The 15,026-nt window shown below is 59.5% G+C and carries 16 protein-coding genes; 8 read left to right on the forward strand and 8 right to left on the reverse strand.

Features of this window, described 5'->3' with window-relative positions; translation table 11 throughout:
- The first annotated feature begins 17 nt into the window (after positions 1 to 17).
- Positions 18 to 806, forward strand: coding sequence for a hypothetical protein (locus tag AB3X39_RS02445; protein WP_369415761.1), 789 nt, complete (start codon positions 18 to 20; stop codon positions 804 to 806).
- 13 nt (positions 807 to 819) lie between these two features.
- Here the strand turns inward: AB3X39_RS02445 and AB3X39_RS02450 are convergent, their stop codons facing one another.
- A complete protein-coding gene (locus AB3X39_RS02450; protein ID WP_369415762.1) occupies positions 820 to 1,068 on the reverse strand; it encodes a TIGR04438 family Trp-rich protein in 249 nt (82 codons plus the stop codon).
- Between the two features lie 165 nt (positions 1,069 to 1,233).
- Between AB3X39_RS02450 and AB3X39_RS02455 the strand changes: the two genes are divergently transcribed.
- Positions 1,234 to 1,545, forward strand: coding sequence for a c-type cytochrome (locus tag AB3X39_RS02455; RefSeq protein ID WP_369415763.1), 312 nt, complete (start codon positions 1,234 to 1,236; stop codon positions 1,543 to 1,545).
- A gap of 68 nt (positions 1,546 to 1,613) precedes the next feature.
- Here AB3X39_RS02455 and acs read toward each other — a convergent pair whose 3' ends face one another.
- Positions 1,614 to 3,584 carry an acetate--CoA ligase gene (gene acs, locus AB3X39_RS02460; protein ID WP_369415764.1) on the reverse strand — a complete coding sequence of 657 codons (1,971 nt, stop codon included), beginning with the start codon at positions 3,582 to 3,584 and terminating at the stop codon, positions 1,614 to 1,616.
- A gap of 288 nt (positions 3,585 to 3,872) precedes the next feature.
- On the opposite strand from acs, the gene AB3X39_RS02465 reads away from it, so the two are divergent.
- Together AB3X39_RS02465 and AB3X39_RS02470 are read left to right on the forward strand one after the other, a co-directional pair.
- Positions 3,873 to 5,396, forward strand: a complete 1,524-nt coding sequence (locus AB3X39_RS02465) for a fumarate hydratase (protein ID WP_369415765.1) — start codon at positions 3,873 to 3,875, stop codon at positions 5,394 to 5,396.
- 13 nt (positions 5,397 to 5,409) lie between these two features.
- Positions 5,410 to 5,673, forward strand: a complete 264-nt coding sequence (locus AB3X39_RS02470; protein ID WP_369415766.1) for a cysteine-rich CWC family protein — start codon at positions 5,410 to 5,412, stop codon at positions 5,671 to 5,673.
- Here the strand turns inward: AB3X39_RS02470 and AB3X39_RS02475 are convergent.
- A complete protein-coding gene (locus AB3X39_RS02475; RefSeq protein WP_369415767.1) occupies positions 5,658 to 6,941 on the reverse strand; it encodes a mechanosensitive ion channel family protein in 1,284 nt (427 codons plus the stop codon). The genes AB3X39_RS02470 and AB3X39_RS02475 overlap by 16 nt on opposite strands.
- An 85-nt stretch (positions 6,942 to 7,026) precedes the next feature.
- Here AB3X39_RS02475 and AB3X39_RS02480 point away from each other — a divergent pair, with 85 nt between their 5' ends.
- A complete protein-coding gene (locus AB3X39_RS02480; protein WP_369415768.1) occupies positions 7,027 to 7,692 on the forward strand; it encodes an RluA family pseudouridine synthase in 666 nt (221 codons plus the stop codon).
- On the opposite strand, the gene AB3X39_RS02485 is transcribed toward AB3X39_RS02480, so the two are convergent.
- From AB3X39_RS02485 to AB3X39_RS02500, 4 genes are all read right to left on the reverse strand, one after another.
- Positions 7,668 to 8,444: an FTR1 family iron permease gene (locus AB3X39_RS02485; RefSeq protein ID WP_369415769.1), complete on the reverse strand. Its 777-nt coding sequence runs from the start codon at positions 8,442 to 8,444 to the stop codon at positions 7,668 to 7,670. The genes AB3X39_RS02480 and AB3X39_RS02485 overlap by 25 nt on opposite strands.
- A gap of 47 nt (positions 8,445 to 8,491) precedes the next feature.
- Positions 8,492 to 9,079, reverse strand: coding sequence for a rhomboid family intramembrane serine protease (locus tag AB3X39_RS02490; protein WP_369415770.1), 588 nt, complete (start codon positions 9,077 to 9,079; stop codon positions 8,492 to 8,494).
- 16 nt (positions 9,080 to 9,095) lie between these two features.
- Complete coding sequence (locus AB3X39_RS02495) at positions 9,096 to 9,251, reverse strand: DUF3149 domain-containing protein (protein WP_369415771.1); 156 nt, start codon at positions 9,249 to 9,251, stop codon at positions 9,096 to 9,098.
- Between the two features lie 264 nt (positions 9,252 to 9,515).
- On the reverse strand, positions 9,516 to 10,733 hold the full coding sequence (locus AB3X39_RS02500) for a glycosyltransferase family 4 protein (protein ID WP_369415772.1): 1,218 nt from the start codon (positions 10,731 to 10,733) through the stop codon (positions 9,516 to 9,518).
- 210 nt (positions 10,734 to 10,943) lie between these two features.
- Between AB3X39_RS02500 and AB3X39_RS02505 the strand changes: the two genes are divergently transcribed.
- The 3 genes from AB3X39_RS02505 (at position 10,944) to AB3X39_RS02515 (ending at position 14,820) form a co-directional block, all read left to right on the forward strand.
- Positions 10,944 to 12,353: an O-antigen ligase family protein gene (locus AB3X39_RS02505; protein WP_369415773.1), complete on the forward strand. Its 1,410-nt coding sequence runs from the start codon at positions 10,944 to 10,946 to the stop codon at positions 12,351 to 12,353.
- A gap of 84 nt (positions 12,354 to 12,437) precedes the next feature.
- Positions 12,438 to 13,634 carry a hypothetical protein gene (locus tag AB3X39_RS02510; RefSeq protein ID WP_369415774.1) on the forward strand — a complete coding sequence of 399 codons (1,197 nt, stop codon included), beginning with the start codon at positions 12,438 to 12,440 and terminating at the stop codon, positions 13,632 to 13,634.
- On the forward strand, positions 13,627 to 14,820 hold the full coding sequence (locus AB3X39_RS02515; protein WP_369415775.1) for a glycosyltransferase family 2 protein: 1,194 nt from the start codon (positions 13,627 to 13,629) through the stop codon (positions 14,818 to 14,820). Before AB3X39_RS02510 ends, AB3X39_RS02515 begins: the two co-directional genes overlap by 8 nt.
- A gap of 18 nt (positions 14,821 to 14,838) precedes the next feature.
- Here AB3X39_RS02515 and AB3X39_RS02520 read toward each other — a convergent pair.
- On the reverse strand, positions 14,839 to 15,026 hold a 188-nt coding region (locus tag AB3X39_RS02520), incomplete at its 5' end, for a hypothetical protein (RefSeq protein ID WP_369415776.1).

The raw sequence follows: 15,026 nt of genomic DNA on the forward strand, positions 1-15,026 counted from the left end.
TGTAGAGGGCCCGAAAGATGATTTTCAAACGCCTCGCTCGGTACAGCATCGGTCTATGCGGCATGGGTTTATGGATCCACACTGCCATGGCGGCCCCTGCGGCGTTTCAATCGTGGCGCCAAGACGGTGCCTGTGACGTCAAACCGCAGACCCTGCCGGCCCCGGTCGTTCGGCACGGTTGCGCTTTGGCTTGGCGTATCGCGCTTGAGCCGGAGCAACAACTGGATATCTGCCAAGTCGAAGAGGATGTGAGCCGGGTAACGTTTGAGCTAAGCAGCCCCGACGAGGATCCCAGCCTGTGGGAGCTGGCAGTGATGGGCGCCACCTTTGAGGCCAGCGCCGTACGCATAGAGCGCGCCCGTCGGACTGAAGATGGTCAGTGGCGCACGCTCTTGGCCGTACGCACCGCCCAGACCCAAGGCATGGGCGTGAGCCGCTGGTCGCTCCGCAGCTTGGAGACGACATCCCAAGTGTCGGAATCCATCGAAACCGAGGACTGGGGCGTCATGAGTTTTGCAACCCAACTGCCGGCCGCCAAGGGTTGCCATGTGCTGATCAGCCGCTGGCTACCCGGCCATGAACCGGGCGAAGGTGCGGGCCGAGGCGATGGCCTGTATGTGGTGGGGCGCTGGTATCAATGGGGTGGCGATGGTTTTCTGCCGCAAGCCAACCGGCCGGTGGTTTATCGCCGTTATCGGCGTGAACTGGAACGCCTACGTGATGACGCACTCGACGCAGGCCACCCTGTCCACTGGGCAAACAGCCCTCGGACGAAGACCGTGATCGGTCCTTACCCACTTCCATGAGTCCCTGCCTGCATCAATCCTTTTTGTGATGCCGACCACCCATGCCAAGGGCTTGAAGCGATTTCTTCCGACGTGCCTTGCGCTTGGATTCATGCTCTTCCATGGCTTTGCGCTCAGTGCGGCCACTCTTGTCACTCCAAGACCACCAGAGGATGGCAATACCCAAGGGTGACAGGATCCACCACCAAGGCCAAAGCGCCACAGGAACGATGTCCAGCAGCTTCAGAACGATCAAAATGGCGCTGATCAGAACGAACAACATTTCTCTTTACCTACGCGTCAGGAGCTTGCCGGGAAACCGTCTGATTTAGTTTGAGTTCCTATGGTTTTCCCACCCATTCCCTGTCAACGGCCAATTATCTCACTCCGTTAGAATAAGCGAGTCTTACCGACTTTACAGTTCTCCAACCCCTGTGAAAGGATGCCCATGAAGGCTTTGCTCGTTATTGCAGCCGCTGCTGCTGTTGTTTCCGCTCCCGCATTCGCTGACGCTGGCCTCGACATGGCCAAGGCCAAGGGCTGCTTGGCTTGCCACTCGGTGGACAAGAAGGTTGTGGGCCCTGCCTATAAGGACGTCGCTGCCAAGTACAGCGCTGCTGACACCGACAAGCTGACCCAAAAGGTCCTGAACGGTGGTTCAGGTTCGTGGGGTGCTGTGCCAATGCCTGCTAACAAGGCCAAGGTTTCAGAAGCTGAAGCCAAGCAATTGGTGACGTGGGTTCTGAGCCAAAAGAAGTAATCGGCACTGAAGTCGTAAAAAGCCCCGCCTAGGCGGGGCTTTTTATTGGCCGATCAGCTCAGCAAGGCTCAATAAGTCTGGCCCAGTTGATCCAAGATAGCCGGGTTTTCCAGCGTGCTGGTGTCTTGGGTGATGGCTTCACCCTTGGCGATCGAGCGCAACAGGCGACGCATGATCTTGCCCGAACGGGTCTTGGGCAGGTTTTCACCGAAGCGGATGTCCTTGGGCTTGGCAATCGGGCCGATTTCCTTGCCGATGTGATCACGCAGCTTCTTGGCGATGGCCTTGGCTTCGTCGCCCGTGGGCAGCGAACGCTTCAACACCACGAAGGCACAAACGGCTTCGCCAGTGGTGTCATCCGGACGACCGACCACAGCCGCTTCAGCGACCAGCTCGGTGCAGCTCACCAGCGCGGATTCGATTTCCATCGTGCCCATGCGGTGACCCGACACGTTCAGCACGTCGTCGATACGGCCCGTGATGGTGAAGTACGCCGTGTTGGCATCACGGATCGCACCGTCACCGGCCAAGTAGTAGCCCTTCAGCTCCGACGGGTAGTAGCTCTTGACGAAACGCTCGCCGTCGCCCCAGATGTTGCGGATCATCGACGGCCACGGCTTCTTGACGACCAAGATGCCACCTTGACCGTTGGGCACATCGTTGCCGGTTTCGTCAACGATGGCCACTTGGATACCCGGGAAGGGCAGCGTGCACGAACCCGGCACCAGCGGTGTCGCACCCGGCATCGGTGTGATCATGTGGCCGCCGGTTTCGGTTTGCCAGAAGGTGTCCACGATCGGGCAACGGCCGCCACCGACGTGCAGGTGGTACCACTCCCAAGCAGCAGGATTGATCGGCTCGCCGACCGAACCCAGCAAACGCAGGCTCGACAGGTCATAGCTCTTCGGATGCACAGCATCATTGGCTTCAGCAGCCTTGATCAGCGAACGGATGGCCGTCGGTGCGGTGTAGAAAATCGAAACCTTGTGGTCTTGAATCATCTTCCAGAAGCGGCCAGCGTCCGGATAGGTCGGCACGCCTTCGAAGACGATCTCGGTGCCACCCAAGGCGAGCGGGCCGTAGGTGATGTAGCTGTGGCCTGTGACCCAGCCGATGTCGGCCGTGCACCAGAACACGTCGTTGTCCTTCAGGTCGAAGGTCCACTTGGTGGTCAATGCAGCGTGCAGCAAATAGCCGCCGGTGCTGTGTTGCACGCCCTTGGGCTTGCCGGTCGAACCCGAGGTATAGAGCAGGAACAGCGGATGATCTGCTTCAACCCAAGTCGGTTCACACGTGGTCGATTGCTGAGCCGCCAGATCACCCAACCACAGGTCACGGCCTTCGGTCATGGCGATTTCAGCACCTGAGCGCTTCACAACCAGCACGTTTTGAATCTTTTCGCAGCCGCCCAAGGTCAGGGCTTCGTCCACGATGGATTTGAGCGGCAGCTTCTTGCCACCACGCACTTGGTGGTCAGCGGTGATCACGATCTTGGCGCCGGTATCTTCGATACGGTCGCGCAGCGATTGGGCCGAGAAGCCCCCGAACACCACCGAGTGGGTCGCGCCGATACGGGCACAAGCTTGCATCGCAGCCACGCCTTCGATCGACATGGCGATGTAGATGACCACGCGGTCACCCTTTTGCACGCCCATCGACTTCAGCACATTGGCGTACTGGCTGGTCTTGGCCAAGAGTTCGCTGTACGTGACCTTGGTGACTTCGCCACCGTCGGCTTCGAAGATGATGGCGGTCTTGTCGCCCAGACCACGCTCAACGTTGCGGTCCAAGCAGTTGTAAGAGGCATTCAGCGTGCCGTCTTCAAACCACTTGAAGAACGGTGCATTGTCTTGATTCAGCACCTTGGTGAACGGGGTCTTCCAAGTGACGAATTCGCGAGCCAAACGGGCCCAATAACCTTCGTAATCGGTCTCGGCTTCCTTGCACAGCGCCTCATAGGCAGCCATGCCGGAAACGTTCGCAGCAGCAGCAAAAGCTGCATCCGGTGTGTAAATCTTGGTCTGGTTTTCAGTCGTCATGCCTATGTCTCCTCTGGGCAGATAAAGTCAAACGGCCGAACACCCTCGCTCGGCCGACGTATCAATGCAGGACATTAGGCAGGGGCTCTTACGAAGTGCTTACTTTGACCCATTGCCTTCAGCCAAACCAACACTTAGCTTGATCAATATCGGTCAGGTCCTTCTTTTCACAACGCGGCGCATTGCTGCTGATCCATACTGGCGGGCTGTCGTGAAGCCAGACTGGTGCAAGCCAAGCGGAGCACCATAAGCGCCGATTTTTAGCGTCGCTCAACCCGAGACTGAACCATGACCATCATTCGCCAGGCCGACCTGATCGAAAGCGTCGCCGCTGCCCTGCAATACATCAGCTATTACCACCCGGCCGACTACATCGCGCATCTCGCGCGCGCCTACGAGCGCGAGCAAAGCCCCGCCGCCAAGGACGCGATCGCCCAGATCCTGACCAACTCGAAGATGTGCGCTGAGGGCAAGCGCCCGATCTGCCAAGACACCGGCATCGTCAACGTCTTCCTGAAGATCGGCATGGACGTCACGTGGGAGGGCTTCACAGGTTCCATTCAGGACGCCGTCAACGAAGGCGTGCGCCGCGCCTACAACCACCCCGACAACCGCTTGCGCGCCTCGGTGCTTTCCGACCCGATCTTCGAGCGCAAGAACACTCGCGATAACACGCCCGCCGTGATCTTCATGGACGTGGTGCCGGGCAACACGGTCGATGTGATCGTCGCGGCCAAGGGCGGCGGCTCGGAGAACAAGTCCAAGGTCTACATGCTCAACCCGAGCGACAACATCGTGGACTGGGTCTTGAAGACCGTGCCCACCATGGGCGCGGGCTGGTGCCCGCCGGGCATTTTGGGCATTGGCGTGGGCGGCACCGCAGAAAAAGCGGCTCTGCTGGCCAAAGAATCGCTGATGGACGACATCGACATGTTTGAACTGCTCGAACGTGGCCCAAGCAACAAGCTCGAAGAGCTGCGCATTGAGCTGTACGAGAAGGTCAATGCTTTGGGCATCGGCGCGCAAGGGCTGGGGGGACTCACCACCGTGCTGGACGTGAAGATCAAGACCTTCCCGACCCACGCCGCCTCGAAGCCGATCGCCATGATCCCGAACTGCGCCGCCACCCGCCACGGCCACTTCGTGCTTGACGGCTCGGGCCCGGCCTTCATGACCCCGCCGAGCTTGGACCTGTGGCCCGACGTCGCTTGGGCGCCCGACTACAACAAGTCCAAGCGTGTTGATCTGAACACCCTGACCAAAACCGAAGTGGCCAGCTGGAAGCCGGGCGACACCCTGCTTTTGAACGGCAAGATGCTCACGGGTCGGGATGCCGCGCACAAACGCATCCAAGACATGCTGGCCAAGGGCGAGACCTTGCCGGTGGACTTCACGAATCGCGTCATCTACTACGTCGGCCCGGTGGACCCGGTGCGCGATGAAGTCGTCGGCCCGGCAGGCCCCACCACCGCCACCCGCATGGACGGCTTCACCCGCATGATGCTGGAGCAGACCGGCCTGATTTCGATGGTCGGCAAGGCCGAACGTGGCCCGGTCGCCATCCAAGCGATCAAGGACAACCAAAGCGCTTACCTGATGGCGGTGGGCGGTTCGGCCTACCTTGTCTCCAAGGCGATCAAGGCCGCCAAAGTCGTCGGCTTTGCGGACCTCGGCATGGAAGCGATCTACGAATTCGACGTGGTCGATATGCCGGTGACGGTGGCCGTCGATGCAGGCGGCACCAGCGCCCACATCGAAGGCCCCAAGACTTGGGCGGCCAAGATCGGCAAGATTCCGGTCGTCACAGCCTGATCAGGCGGCACAGATGGGTTGCGACGACACCGCCTGTGCCGGCTCGGCCTGCACGACCCCGCTGGCCGAGCACCGCTGCCCCCTGTGCGGTGGCCCAAACGGCTGCGCCCCCGCCGCCTCTGGCCACTTTGACGGGCCCTGCTGGTGTACCACCGTCCACTTCCGCCCCGAAATACGGGCCCTCATCCCCAGCGCACAACGCAACAAAGCCTGCCTTTGCCAGCGCTGCGCTGAGGGCGAATCCATGACACACCAAGCAGATCAAGACGCCAGCTGACGCACCACCCGTTGCGGGTAAGGAATCTCGATGCCGCGACGGTTCAATTCGTGGAGGATGGCCAGGTTGACATCAGAGCGCACACCGCTGATGCCCTTTTCGGGATCGTTGATCCAGAAAGCGATGGTCAGCTCCAACCCATCGGCGGCAAAGGATGACAACGCAATGCCAGGGGCTGGGTCTTTCAGCACCCGTGGAACCCGGGAGATGGCAACAATCAGCGCGGGAAAAAGCGCCGGCAGATCCGTGCCGTAAGCGACCTGCACCACCGTCGTGAATTGCACGTTCGGGTCGGCCAAGGAGGAGTTTTCGATGCGTTGCGAAATCAGCATTTCGTTCGGCACGATCGACTCACGACCATTCACCGAACGAATCACGGTGTAGCGCGTGGCAATGTCAGTGATCCGACCTTCAAAACCATCGACTTTGACGACATCCCCGATGTGCAACGACCCTTCAGCCAAGATCACAAAGCCGCTGACATAGTTGGCCGCGACCTTCTGCAAGCCAAAACCAAGGCCCACGCCCAAACCACCGCCCAGCACCGAGAGCGTGGTCAGGTTGATGCCGACCGAAGACATCGCCATCAATAAGCCAAGAAAAACCAGCACCACCCGGACCAGATTGGCCGCGATCTTGCGCAGCGACATCTCATCGGCCGGGCCGTCGAGCAACCGACGCTCAATCGCCGCTGACACCCACAAGGCCAGCACCATGACGATGCCGCCAGTCAGGCTGCCTTCAACCACGTTGCGCAGCGAGACGTGACTTTCACCAAACTGCCAAGTGACCGTTTCCATCTCCTTCATCAGGCTGGGCAGTAAATCGGTCAACCAAAGAACCACCGCGCCCCAAGCGAGCCAAGAGATGGTTTTCTCGACCGAAACCACCCAAGCACGCTTGGGAAAGGCTGCGCTCAACACCTTGGCGGCCATGCGGATCAGCGCCAGCGACAACAGCACCGGCAGAAGAAGTTTGAACACCACCAAGGTACTCATGGACGCCTTCAGGACGTACTGCGCCATCAAGGCCAACAGCCAAGCCAAGGCCGGAAACAGCACACCATCGACCACGTGCTCTCCGTAAAGCACCGAGCCGGCCAAGACCTTCCGCTGACCCCGGCTCAGACGCACCAAAAACCAAGCCAAGGCCAAGGCCATCAAGGCAACGGCGACTTCAATCAACGTGTCACGCCGAAACAGCAAGTGCAGCCACTCGTCAAGATTGGCCGGGCCAAGAGGCAAAGGGGGCGTATTCGTGGTGGACATAAAACGGGCAACTTAGGTCAACAGATAGGCCGCCATTGTCGGATACCGCCAGCCTTCACAATGGCTCTTGTTTTGAGGCCCTCACATGACTTTTGAACTAAGTTACCTCCACGTGGACGAGTCCTTGCTGGTGATTGATAAGCCCAGCGGACTGCTGGCGGTGCCAGGGCGTGGGGAGGACAAGCAAGACTGCGCCCTCACAAGGGTCCAGCTGCGTTTCCCGGAAGCCTTGGTGGTGCATCGACTTGATCAACCCACATCGGGTTTGATGATGCTGGCCCGCAACCTTGAAACTCAGCGGCGCTTGAGCACGGCCTTCGCCGAGCGTCAGGTACGCAAGGTCTACCACGCGGTGGTCGCGGGCCGCCCTGCGGGCATCAGCGGGACCGTGAATCTACCGTTGTGCTGCGATTGGCCCCATCGCCCCAAGCAAATGGTGAACTGGGAACACGGCAAGCCTTCTGTGACGCATTGGCGGGCTCTTGGTCCACACGCTCAAATTGAAGACAGCATCTGCATGGAACTTCGACCGGTGACCGGGCGATCCCACCAACTGCGGGTCCACATGCAGGCCTTGGGTCATCCCATCTTGGGCGATGGGCTCTACGCACCGGAAGAGATCCAGCAAAAAGCCTCCCGGCTTTTGCTCCATGCCACTCTGCTGGAAGTGATCCATCCGAGCAGCGGTGAGAAGCTCGTGATCCACAGCCTCTCACCCTTTTTCGATCAGACCGGCTTGGGCTGCTGCTGACGCGAAGCGTCGATCAAGCGTGCACCCAGCAACCAAAGCACAGGCACGACCACCAAGCCCATGCTCATGACTTGACCGATCCAACCCGAGGCAAAGGGTTCGGTGGCGTCATGCCATGCTTCGTTGTTGACGAAAGGTAGCAACGCGGCCTCACTGAACTCGTGAACAGCCAGCAAGACCAGTTGGAACGCAAACAGCACCATGAACACAGCTGTGACCTGGAAAAAGCGCGACAGGTTGACGCGATGCCCCTGCTTGAGCCAAGCGTAAGCCACAGCCCCCGCCAAGGCAAAGCCCAGAACACCCCCCACCGCCAAACCACGCATCTCAGCGTTCTTGGCCAAGGAAGCCACAATCGTGGCCGTTTCGATGCCTTCGCGCCCCACCATGAACAAGGCGAAAACCGCCACAGCCCACCAAGCGCGCCGACCTTCATGGCGGGTCGCAACCTGAAGTTGCAGATCGATCTCACCCTTCATCTGTTTGCCCATACGCATCATGTGCAAGGTGCAAGCCATGACGGTGACAGCAGCGACCAACGCCATGCCGCCTTCCAAAGCGGGCGACAGAGCACCCACCTGAGCCAAGATCACCCCCAGCAACACAGAAAGCGCCAAAGCCGCACCTGTCCCGACACGCAAGGCCGCCACCAGTTCGGCTCGCCCAGTACGCCGCAACAGCATGGCGGCGATGGCAATGATCAGCAACGACTCAAGGCCTTCGCGAAAAGTGATCAACACGGTCTGAAACATGGCTGGCTCAAGAAAGTGACTCGGTGCAAAAGCGCACAGGCCCCATCTTAATGGGAATCAATCTCATTTGCGAATGATTTACACATCCAAGCACAGCCCACCGCGCACAGGTGAGCGGACCAAGCCACTTGGACACCTTCGGGTAACGTGCCGCCCGAAACACCATACCCGCCAAGAGCATCACTCACGGTCTTGGTGACAAAAAGACCCGCCGTGAACGCTAACCAAGGTCGTGGGATCGCCGTTTGCCGCCAAAAACTGAGCCAAGCAGCCGCAAGACCAAACACAGCCAGTGCCGAGGCACCTCGAACATGGGTCACGTCGGGCTGTAGCCATGACACACAAAGCACCGCCAACGGCGCCACAACCATCCAAGCCAAAGCCAAACGCCAAGGCCCAAGTTGTCGCTCAACCCAATAGCCGCCAATCAACAGCCCCAAAGCATCGCCCAAGGCATGCATCGGACTGAAGTGCACCAGCGCACAACTCCAGAACTGCCAACCAGACCCGGTCGATCGCTGCCAACCCAGAACACTTGCCTCTCGTTCTGCCTGAGGCTCTAAAGCCAGAACAAGCAGCAAGGCAGCAAAAAGCAGACTCAACCAAGGGATGCGGGTACCAAGGCGGTCCCCCATATCCCCTCAGCAACCATCAACGCTCGCCGCGAGCAGCAGCCTTGGCAGCGTCTTCACGGATATTGCGCAGAAAGAACCGTGTGTAGAAAACGATCATGCCCGCAGAAAAAGCAATGACCGCAGCACTCATCAGGCCGTAGTCGGTCGAAAAGAAATCCATCAATGCACGCATGGGTGTCTCCAGTAGGTTGAGGACTCCGATCAGACAACGAACAACCCTTCAAACATTTGTCGCGCATCAAACTCTGTGCAAGATGTCACCCTCAGACAAGATTCAGATCAAAAAAAGCCCCCCGGATCATCCGGGGGGCAATGCTCTGATGCGCCGACCGAGGGCTGTAGCCCGGTGACCGACTTTGCTGAGACTAGTCCGATTCGTTTCAATACGTATTAGGGATTGCGTGAGATACCGCACGATCCGTGCATAGTGCACGAATCAGCGGGTCGGGCGCACCCGTTGGAACAGCGCCAGCAGATCAACGATGTTGTGCCGCCATTGGCGCTCATGGGCGATGTAGTCCCGTGCCGCCCCCCCCACACGTTTGAGTTCCTCGGGCTCTTGGCTGCGGCGAGCGACCATCGAGACGGCCGCTTTCATATCACCGGACTGGAACATCCAACCCGTCTGGTCCTCTTTCAACACTTCCCGAATCGGTGCCAGATCAGGCGCCACCGGGGCGATACCACAGGCCATGAATTCAAACAACTTCACAGGAGAGGTGTAGTCGCCGGCGCTGGGCAACACGGCCATATCCATGGCAGCCAGCAGTCCCGGGACTTCGTCGTGCGCCACCCGCCCGGTCATCACAACTTGACGTTCAAGGCCTTGGGCTTTGATGAAGGTTTGCATCGCCTCGAAGGTGATGCCATCACCGACCAAAAGCAATTTCAGATTGGGCTGCGCTTTAAGGGACTCGGCTGCCGCCATCACGAACTGATCGATGGCGTGCCAAGGCAAGAAAGCCCCCAGATAACCGCAAACCACGTGCCCCTCCAAACCCCATTTGGCACGGGCTGCTGCACGTTGCTCAGGGGTAAAGCTGAACTTATCGATGTTGGCAGCGTTGTGCGACACGATCGCCGGCGCCAAGGGAACACCGTGCACTTGCTGAACGCGGTCACGGAAATTACCCGAGACGAAAACCAGCCCCGCACAACGACTCAAGGTCCAACGCTCTATGGCCATGGCCATTTTGAGAAAGAACAAGGCGCGAACCCGCTCCACGGAGGCTGAATCGTTGATTTCAAGGATCACGGGAATGCCCCGAGCACGTCCGATCAAGACCGTGATGGCCATGAACAGTGAATAGCGCTCATAGATCATGTCCACATCAGGATGGGCATTCAGGTAGCGCCGCAAGCGCCAACCAGCCACCAAGTTGTAGCCAAGTTCAGCCAATTCAAACAAGGGCTCAGGCAATTTGGCGACCAACTTCATCCACGGCCGAGCTTGCCGAGTGGGCGACATGGCCTTGGGGGAAGCGTAAGGGTCGGCACCGGGCAAGGAGATCACATCCACGGGAATGCCTTCAGCCCGCAGGGCATCCGTGATGCCACGGATGTGCACACCCTCGACCGCTTTACCTTGAGTTCGATGGTGATAAAGGACGCGGCGGGGTTGAAGAGCGGAAGGCGCAGGAGAGGTCTGGGTCATGAGAAGTCTTCATTTTGTCGTTAGGGCGGATCCTACGTGGAGCGCCGCCCCCGAAACCGGAAGGATTTGTTTCAATCATCGACCGATAGGCGGCCATGATGACAAGAAGACACACCACCGTGAAGGATGGCGCACACACCCAGGGCTTGGGTGGGCCATCCGAGTGGAACCCGATAGCATCCGAATCGACATCGCCCTTGGACTCTGTGAATGAGCTTTGCTCTATACCTCCTGTACGTTTTCATGACCTTTTTCCGGCCGGTCGAGATGTACGCCCCGGATCTCGCGTCGCTGCGGCCCATGCTCACGCTGAGCATGGTCTGTCTGTTTTTGTCATGGCGCAACGTCCGAGCAGGCAGTCCGATCGCGGCACGCAACATTCATTTCAAGCTGTTCTTTGGCTTCTGCACCATGATCTCGCTCTCGCAGATCGCCAACGATGGGGGTCCCAACGGCGCGCTGCAAGCCATCAACGAGTTCACGCCGTCCATCATGTTGTTCGTGCTGACCGTGCTGAACGTCAACACCTTGGATCGGCTGCAAAAGACTTGTCTTGCCACCATCATCGGACTCGTGATTGCAGCCGGCTACGGGATCTCAGCCTTTCACACGGGGGAGCGCTGGACCGATCTGGTCATGATCCAGAAGCACCCGGACCACGACTTGGACGACATGAGCAAGGCCCCGCCTTTCGATGCTCCTGCCAATGACGATTCAGGCTGGTACGTGTTTCGCGTTCGAAGCCTCGGCCCGTTGAGCGACCCGAACGACTTTGCCCAAGCCATGGTCATGGCTTTGCCGATGCTCATGGGGCTCTACCGCAAAGGTCAACTGCTGCGCAACCTGATGCTGATCGCTGCCCCTGGGGGGGTTTTGTTCTATGCCATCAAACTCACCCAGTCGCGTGGGGCGCAGCTTGGTATCGGTGCAGCTTTGCTCGTGGGCTCGCTGAAAATGTTTGGGCTCAAAAAGACCTTGATTGGCGCAGTGGTCATGGGTGTTTTGGTCTCCGCTGGCAGCATCGGTGGCACCAAACGAGAAATCTCTGGCAAGGACAAATCCTCCGAAGACCGCATCCTGTCATGGTCCTCCGGTGTGGACATGCTCGGTAACAACCCGATCTTTGGCGTCGGCTACGGCAATTTCGAAGACAACAACCCGGTCGATCACCTCACAGCCCACAACTCCTTTGTGCTTTGCTTTGCCGAATTGGGCCTGAGCGGTTATTTCATTTGGATGGGACTGATCGCGCTCACGATCAAATGCGTCACCAGTTGCACCCGACCGCCCAATCCCCCCAACACAGAGGTCAGTCAGATGGCTGTGCTGCTGCTCGCAGCCATGGCGGGGTTCTTCACGTGCGGCTGGTTCTTATCGCGAACCTATCAATCGACGCTCTACTTTTTGCTGGCCTTGTGCATCGCTTGTTGGCACATCAGTGAAACCCAACGCGATGAGGAGACCGCCCCAAAATCAGCCGAGCTGCTTCCACCCACCAGCAATCCGGCGATGGAAGACAAGCGCCTCAGCTGGCGCTTGGGGGCCCTCATCGGCATGGCCATCACCTTCGCAGTCGTGGAAGGTTTCATCATTAATCAACAAATGAGCCCCAGTGAATAAACCACCGTTACGAACAGCCACGCATGGCCTAAAAGGCGGTGCTAGAGTCCGGCGGGCTTTCAATGAGGGTGGATCAAGGTGTTGATGGGCTTGCTTATTTTTCTGATGGTCGGCGTGTTGCTGGCTGGGTTTGGGGTGGCGATGTTCATGCGCAAGCGCAACATCCATCTCTGGTTGGCGAGCTATCTGCGCCAAGACTGGCGCGCGCGCCCCCCCCCTGGCAAAACACGGCATTTGATGTTTTGTTTCGTCGATCACTACGAGCCGATGTGGGCCCGTCCGACCTACGCCACCGAATGCGCCCGGGTGCAGCGTTGGCGCGATGAGTACCCCAAGCTGTGCGCGCCGTTCAAGGACGCCGACGGCCGCTCGCCCATCCACAGCTTCTTCTACCCCGAAGAAGAATACCGCCCGGAACACCTTGAAAAGCTGGTCGAACTCTGCCGCATGGGCTTGGGCGAAATCGAGATCCACCTGCACCACGAAGACGACACCGAAGCGGGCTTGCGTGAAAAGCTCAAGCGCTTCACCCAGATGCTGGTGGATCGGCACGACGCCTTGCCGGTCGATCCCGTGACCAAACAGCCGCTTTGGTCCTTCATCCACGGCAACTGGGCTTTGGACAACAGCCATCCTGAGGGTTTGGGCTGCGGCGTGGACCATGAACTCGTCATCTTGCGTGAAGAAGGCTGCTACGCCGACTACACCCTGCCCGCCGCCCCGGACCCCTGCCAGACCCGCACCATCAACCAGATCTACTACGCCAAGGATCAGCCCCACGGGCGCAAGTCGCATGACAGCGGCACCCGCGTCCAAGTGGGCGGCACGCCCGAGGGCGACTTGATGATCCTGCAAGGCCCCTTGGGCTTCATGAAGCACAGCCGCAAGTGGGGTTTGCTGCCGCGCATCGAAAACGGCGATGTGCGCGTCAATCAAAAGCCCACCCCTGAGCGCATCGACGACTGGGTCAGCACCGGCATCCATGTCGAAGGCCGCCCGGAGTGGATCTTCGTCAAGATTTACACCCACGGCACCCAAGAACACGATATGGACACCCTTTTGGGCGAGCCGATGCGCAAGGCCTACGAGCACCTGCATCAGCACTACAACGACGGCACCGACTGGAAGCTGCACTACGTCAGCGCCCGCGAGATGTACAACATCGTCAAAGCCGCCGAAGCCGGACTGGACGGCGAGCCCGGCCAGTACCGCGATCACGTCATTGCACGACCGGGCTACCAACCGCAGACCGCACACGCACAAGAGGCTCACCGTGCTTGACCTGCTCTTGATCAGCGTGGTGGTGCTCGGCATCGGCGGGGTGCTCTACTCCTACGCGCTCTACCCCTTCGTTTTGTTCGTCGTGGCCGCCATGGCCCAAGCCAAGCGCGACGCCGCCTTCGTCTTCAAAAAACAAGATCGCCGCAAGACCCGCGCCCAAGCACAGGACTTGCCCCACGTGGCCATCGTCATCTCGGCTTTCAACGAAGAGCGCCACATCGTCGAGCGCATCGACAACATCTTGGGCCTCGATTACCCCGCCGACAAACTGCACGCCTACATCGGCTCGGACGGCAGCAAGGACCGCACGGCGGAGCTCATGGCGCGTTTTGACGACCCACGCTTGCATGCCCTGCCCTTCGTCGAGAACCGGGGCAAAGCCAACGTCTTGAACGATTTGGTCTCGCGCGTGCAAGCACCCATCGTGGTGTTTTCAGACGCCAACACCTTCTTTGCCACCGATGCCCTGCGCCGGCTGGTCGAAGATTTCGAAGACCCCAAAGTGGGTGCAGTGACCGGCGAGTTGCGCCTCAACGGCAGCGGCGGCGACAACCAAGACAGCCTGTACTGGCGCATCGAACAGTTTCTGAAGTTCTTCGAAGCCCGTCTGGGCGGCCTGCTCGGCGCCAACGGCGCCATTTACGCCATCCGCCGCGAACTGTGGATGCCGCTGGAACCCGACACGATTTGCGATGACTTCTGCGTCGCCATGAACGTGGCGGCCGCTGGCTACCGCGTGGTTTACGAGCCCCGCGCTTGGGCCAACGAAGACACCCCCGAGCACATCGGCGAGGAATACCGCCGCCGCGTGCGCATCGGTATCGGCAACTTCCAAGCCCTGATCCGCCACCCCGAGTACCTGCTCAAGACCTCGGCCGCCACCGCTTTCGCTTACCTGTCGCACAAAGTCCTGCGCTGGATCGCCCCGCACCTGCTGATCGCCGCCTTGCTGGCTTCGGCCATCTTGGCGCTCGACTCTTGGGCATGGGCCCTGTTCACCGCCTTGCAAATCCTCAGCTACGCCGCCGCCGCCGCTGCCCTCGCCGCCACCAACCGAGGCGTACGCCTGCCCAAACTGATCCGCCTAGCGGCCTTCCTCTACGCCCTCAACCAAGCCTTCTTGGTGGCTTCCTTCAAATACGCCACCAAGCGCTACACCGGCGCTTGGGGGCGGAGCAGCCGGTAAGAGCCGCAATGAAGCCCCTCAGAAATACTCACCCCGCCGAGCCCTCGGGGGGTTTCTAGGGGGCGTGCCCTGAAGGAGGGCGGCTTGGGTTTGGGTGGCAAATTGTTGGATACCCGTCTGAATGACTTGGCGCAGCGCAGCGCCGTCATTGGCAGCCCAAGCGCTGAGCTTTTTGGGGCTTGGGCTGACAAACCGCAGCGGGATAT

It is taken from the genome of Leptothrix ochracea, assembly GCF_041083635.1.
In the GTDB taxonomy this organism is placed as follows: domain Bacteria; phylum Pseudomonadota; class Gammaproteobacteria; order Burkholderiales; family Burkholderiaceae_C; genus Sphaerotilus; species Sphaerotilus ochraceus.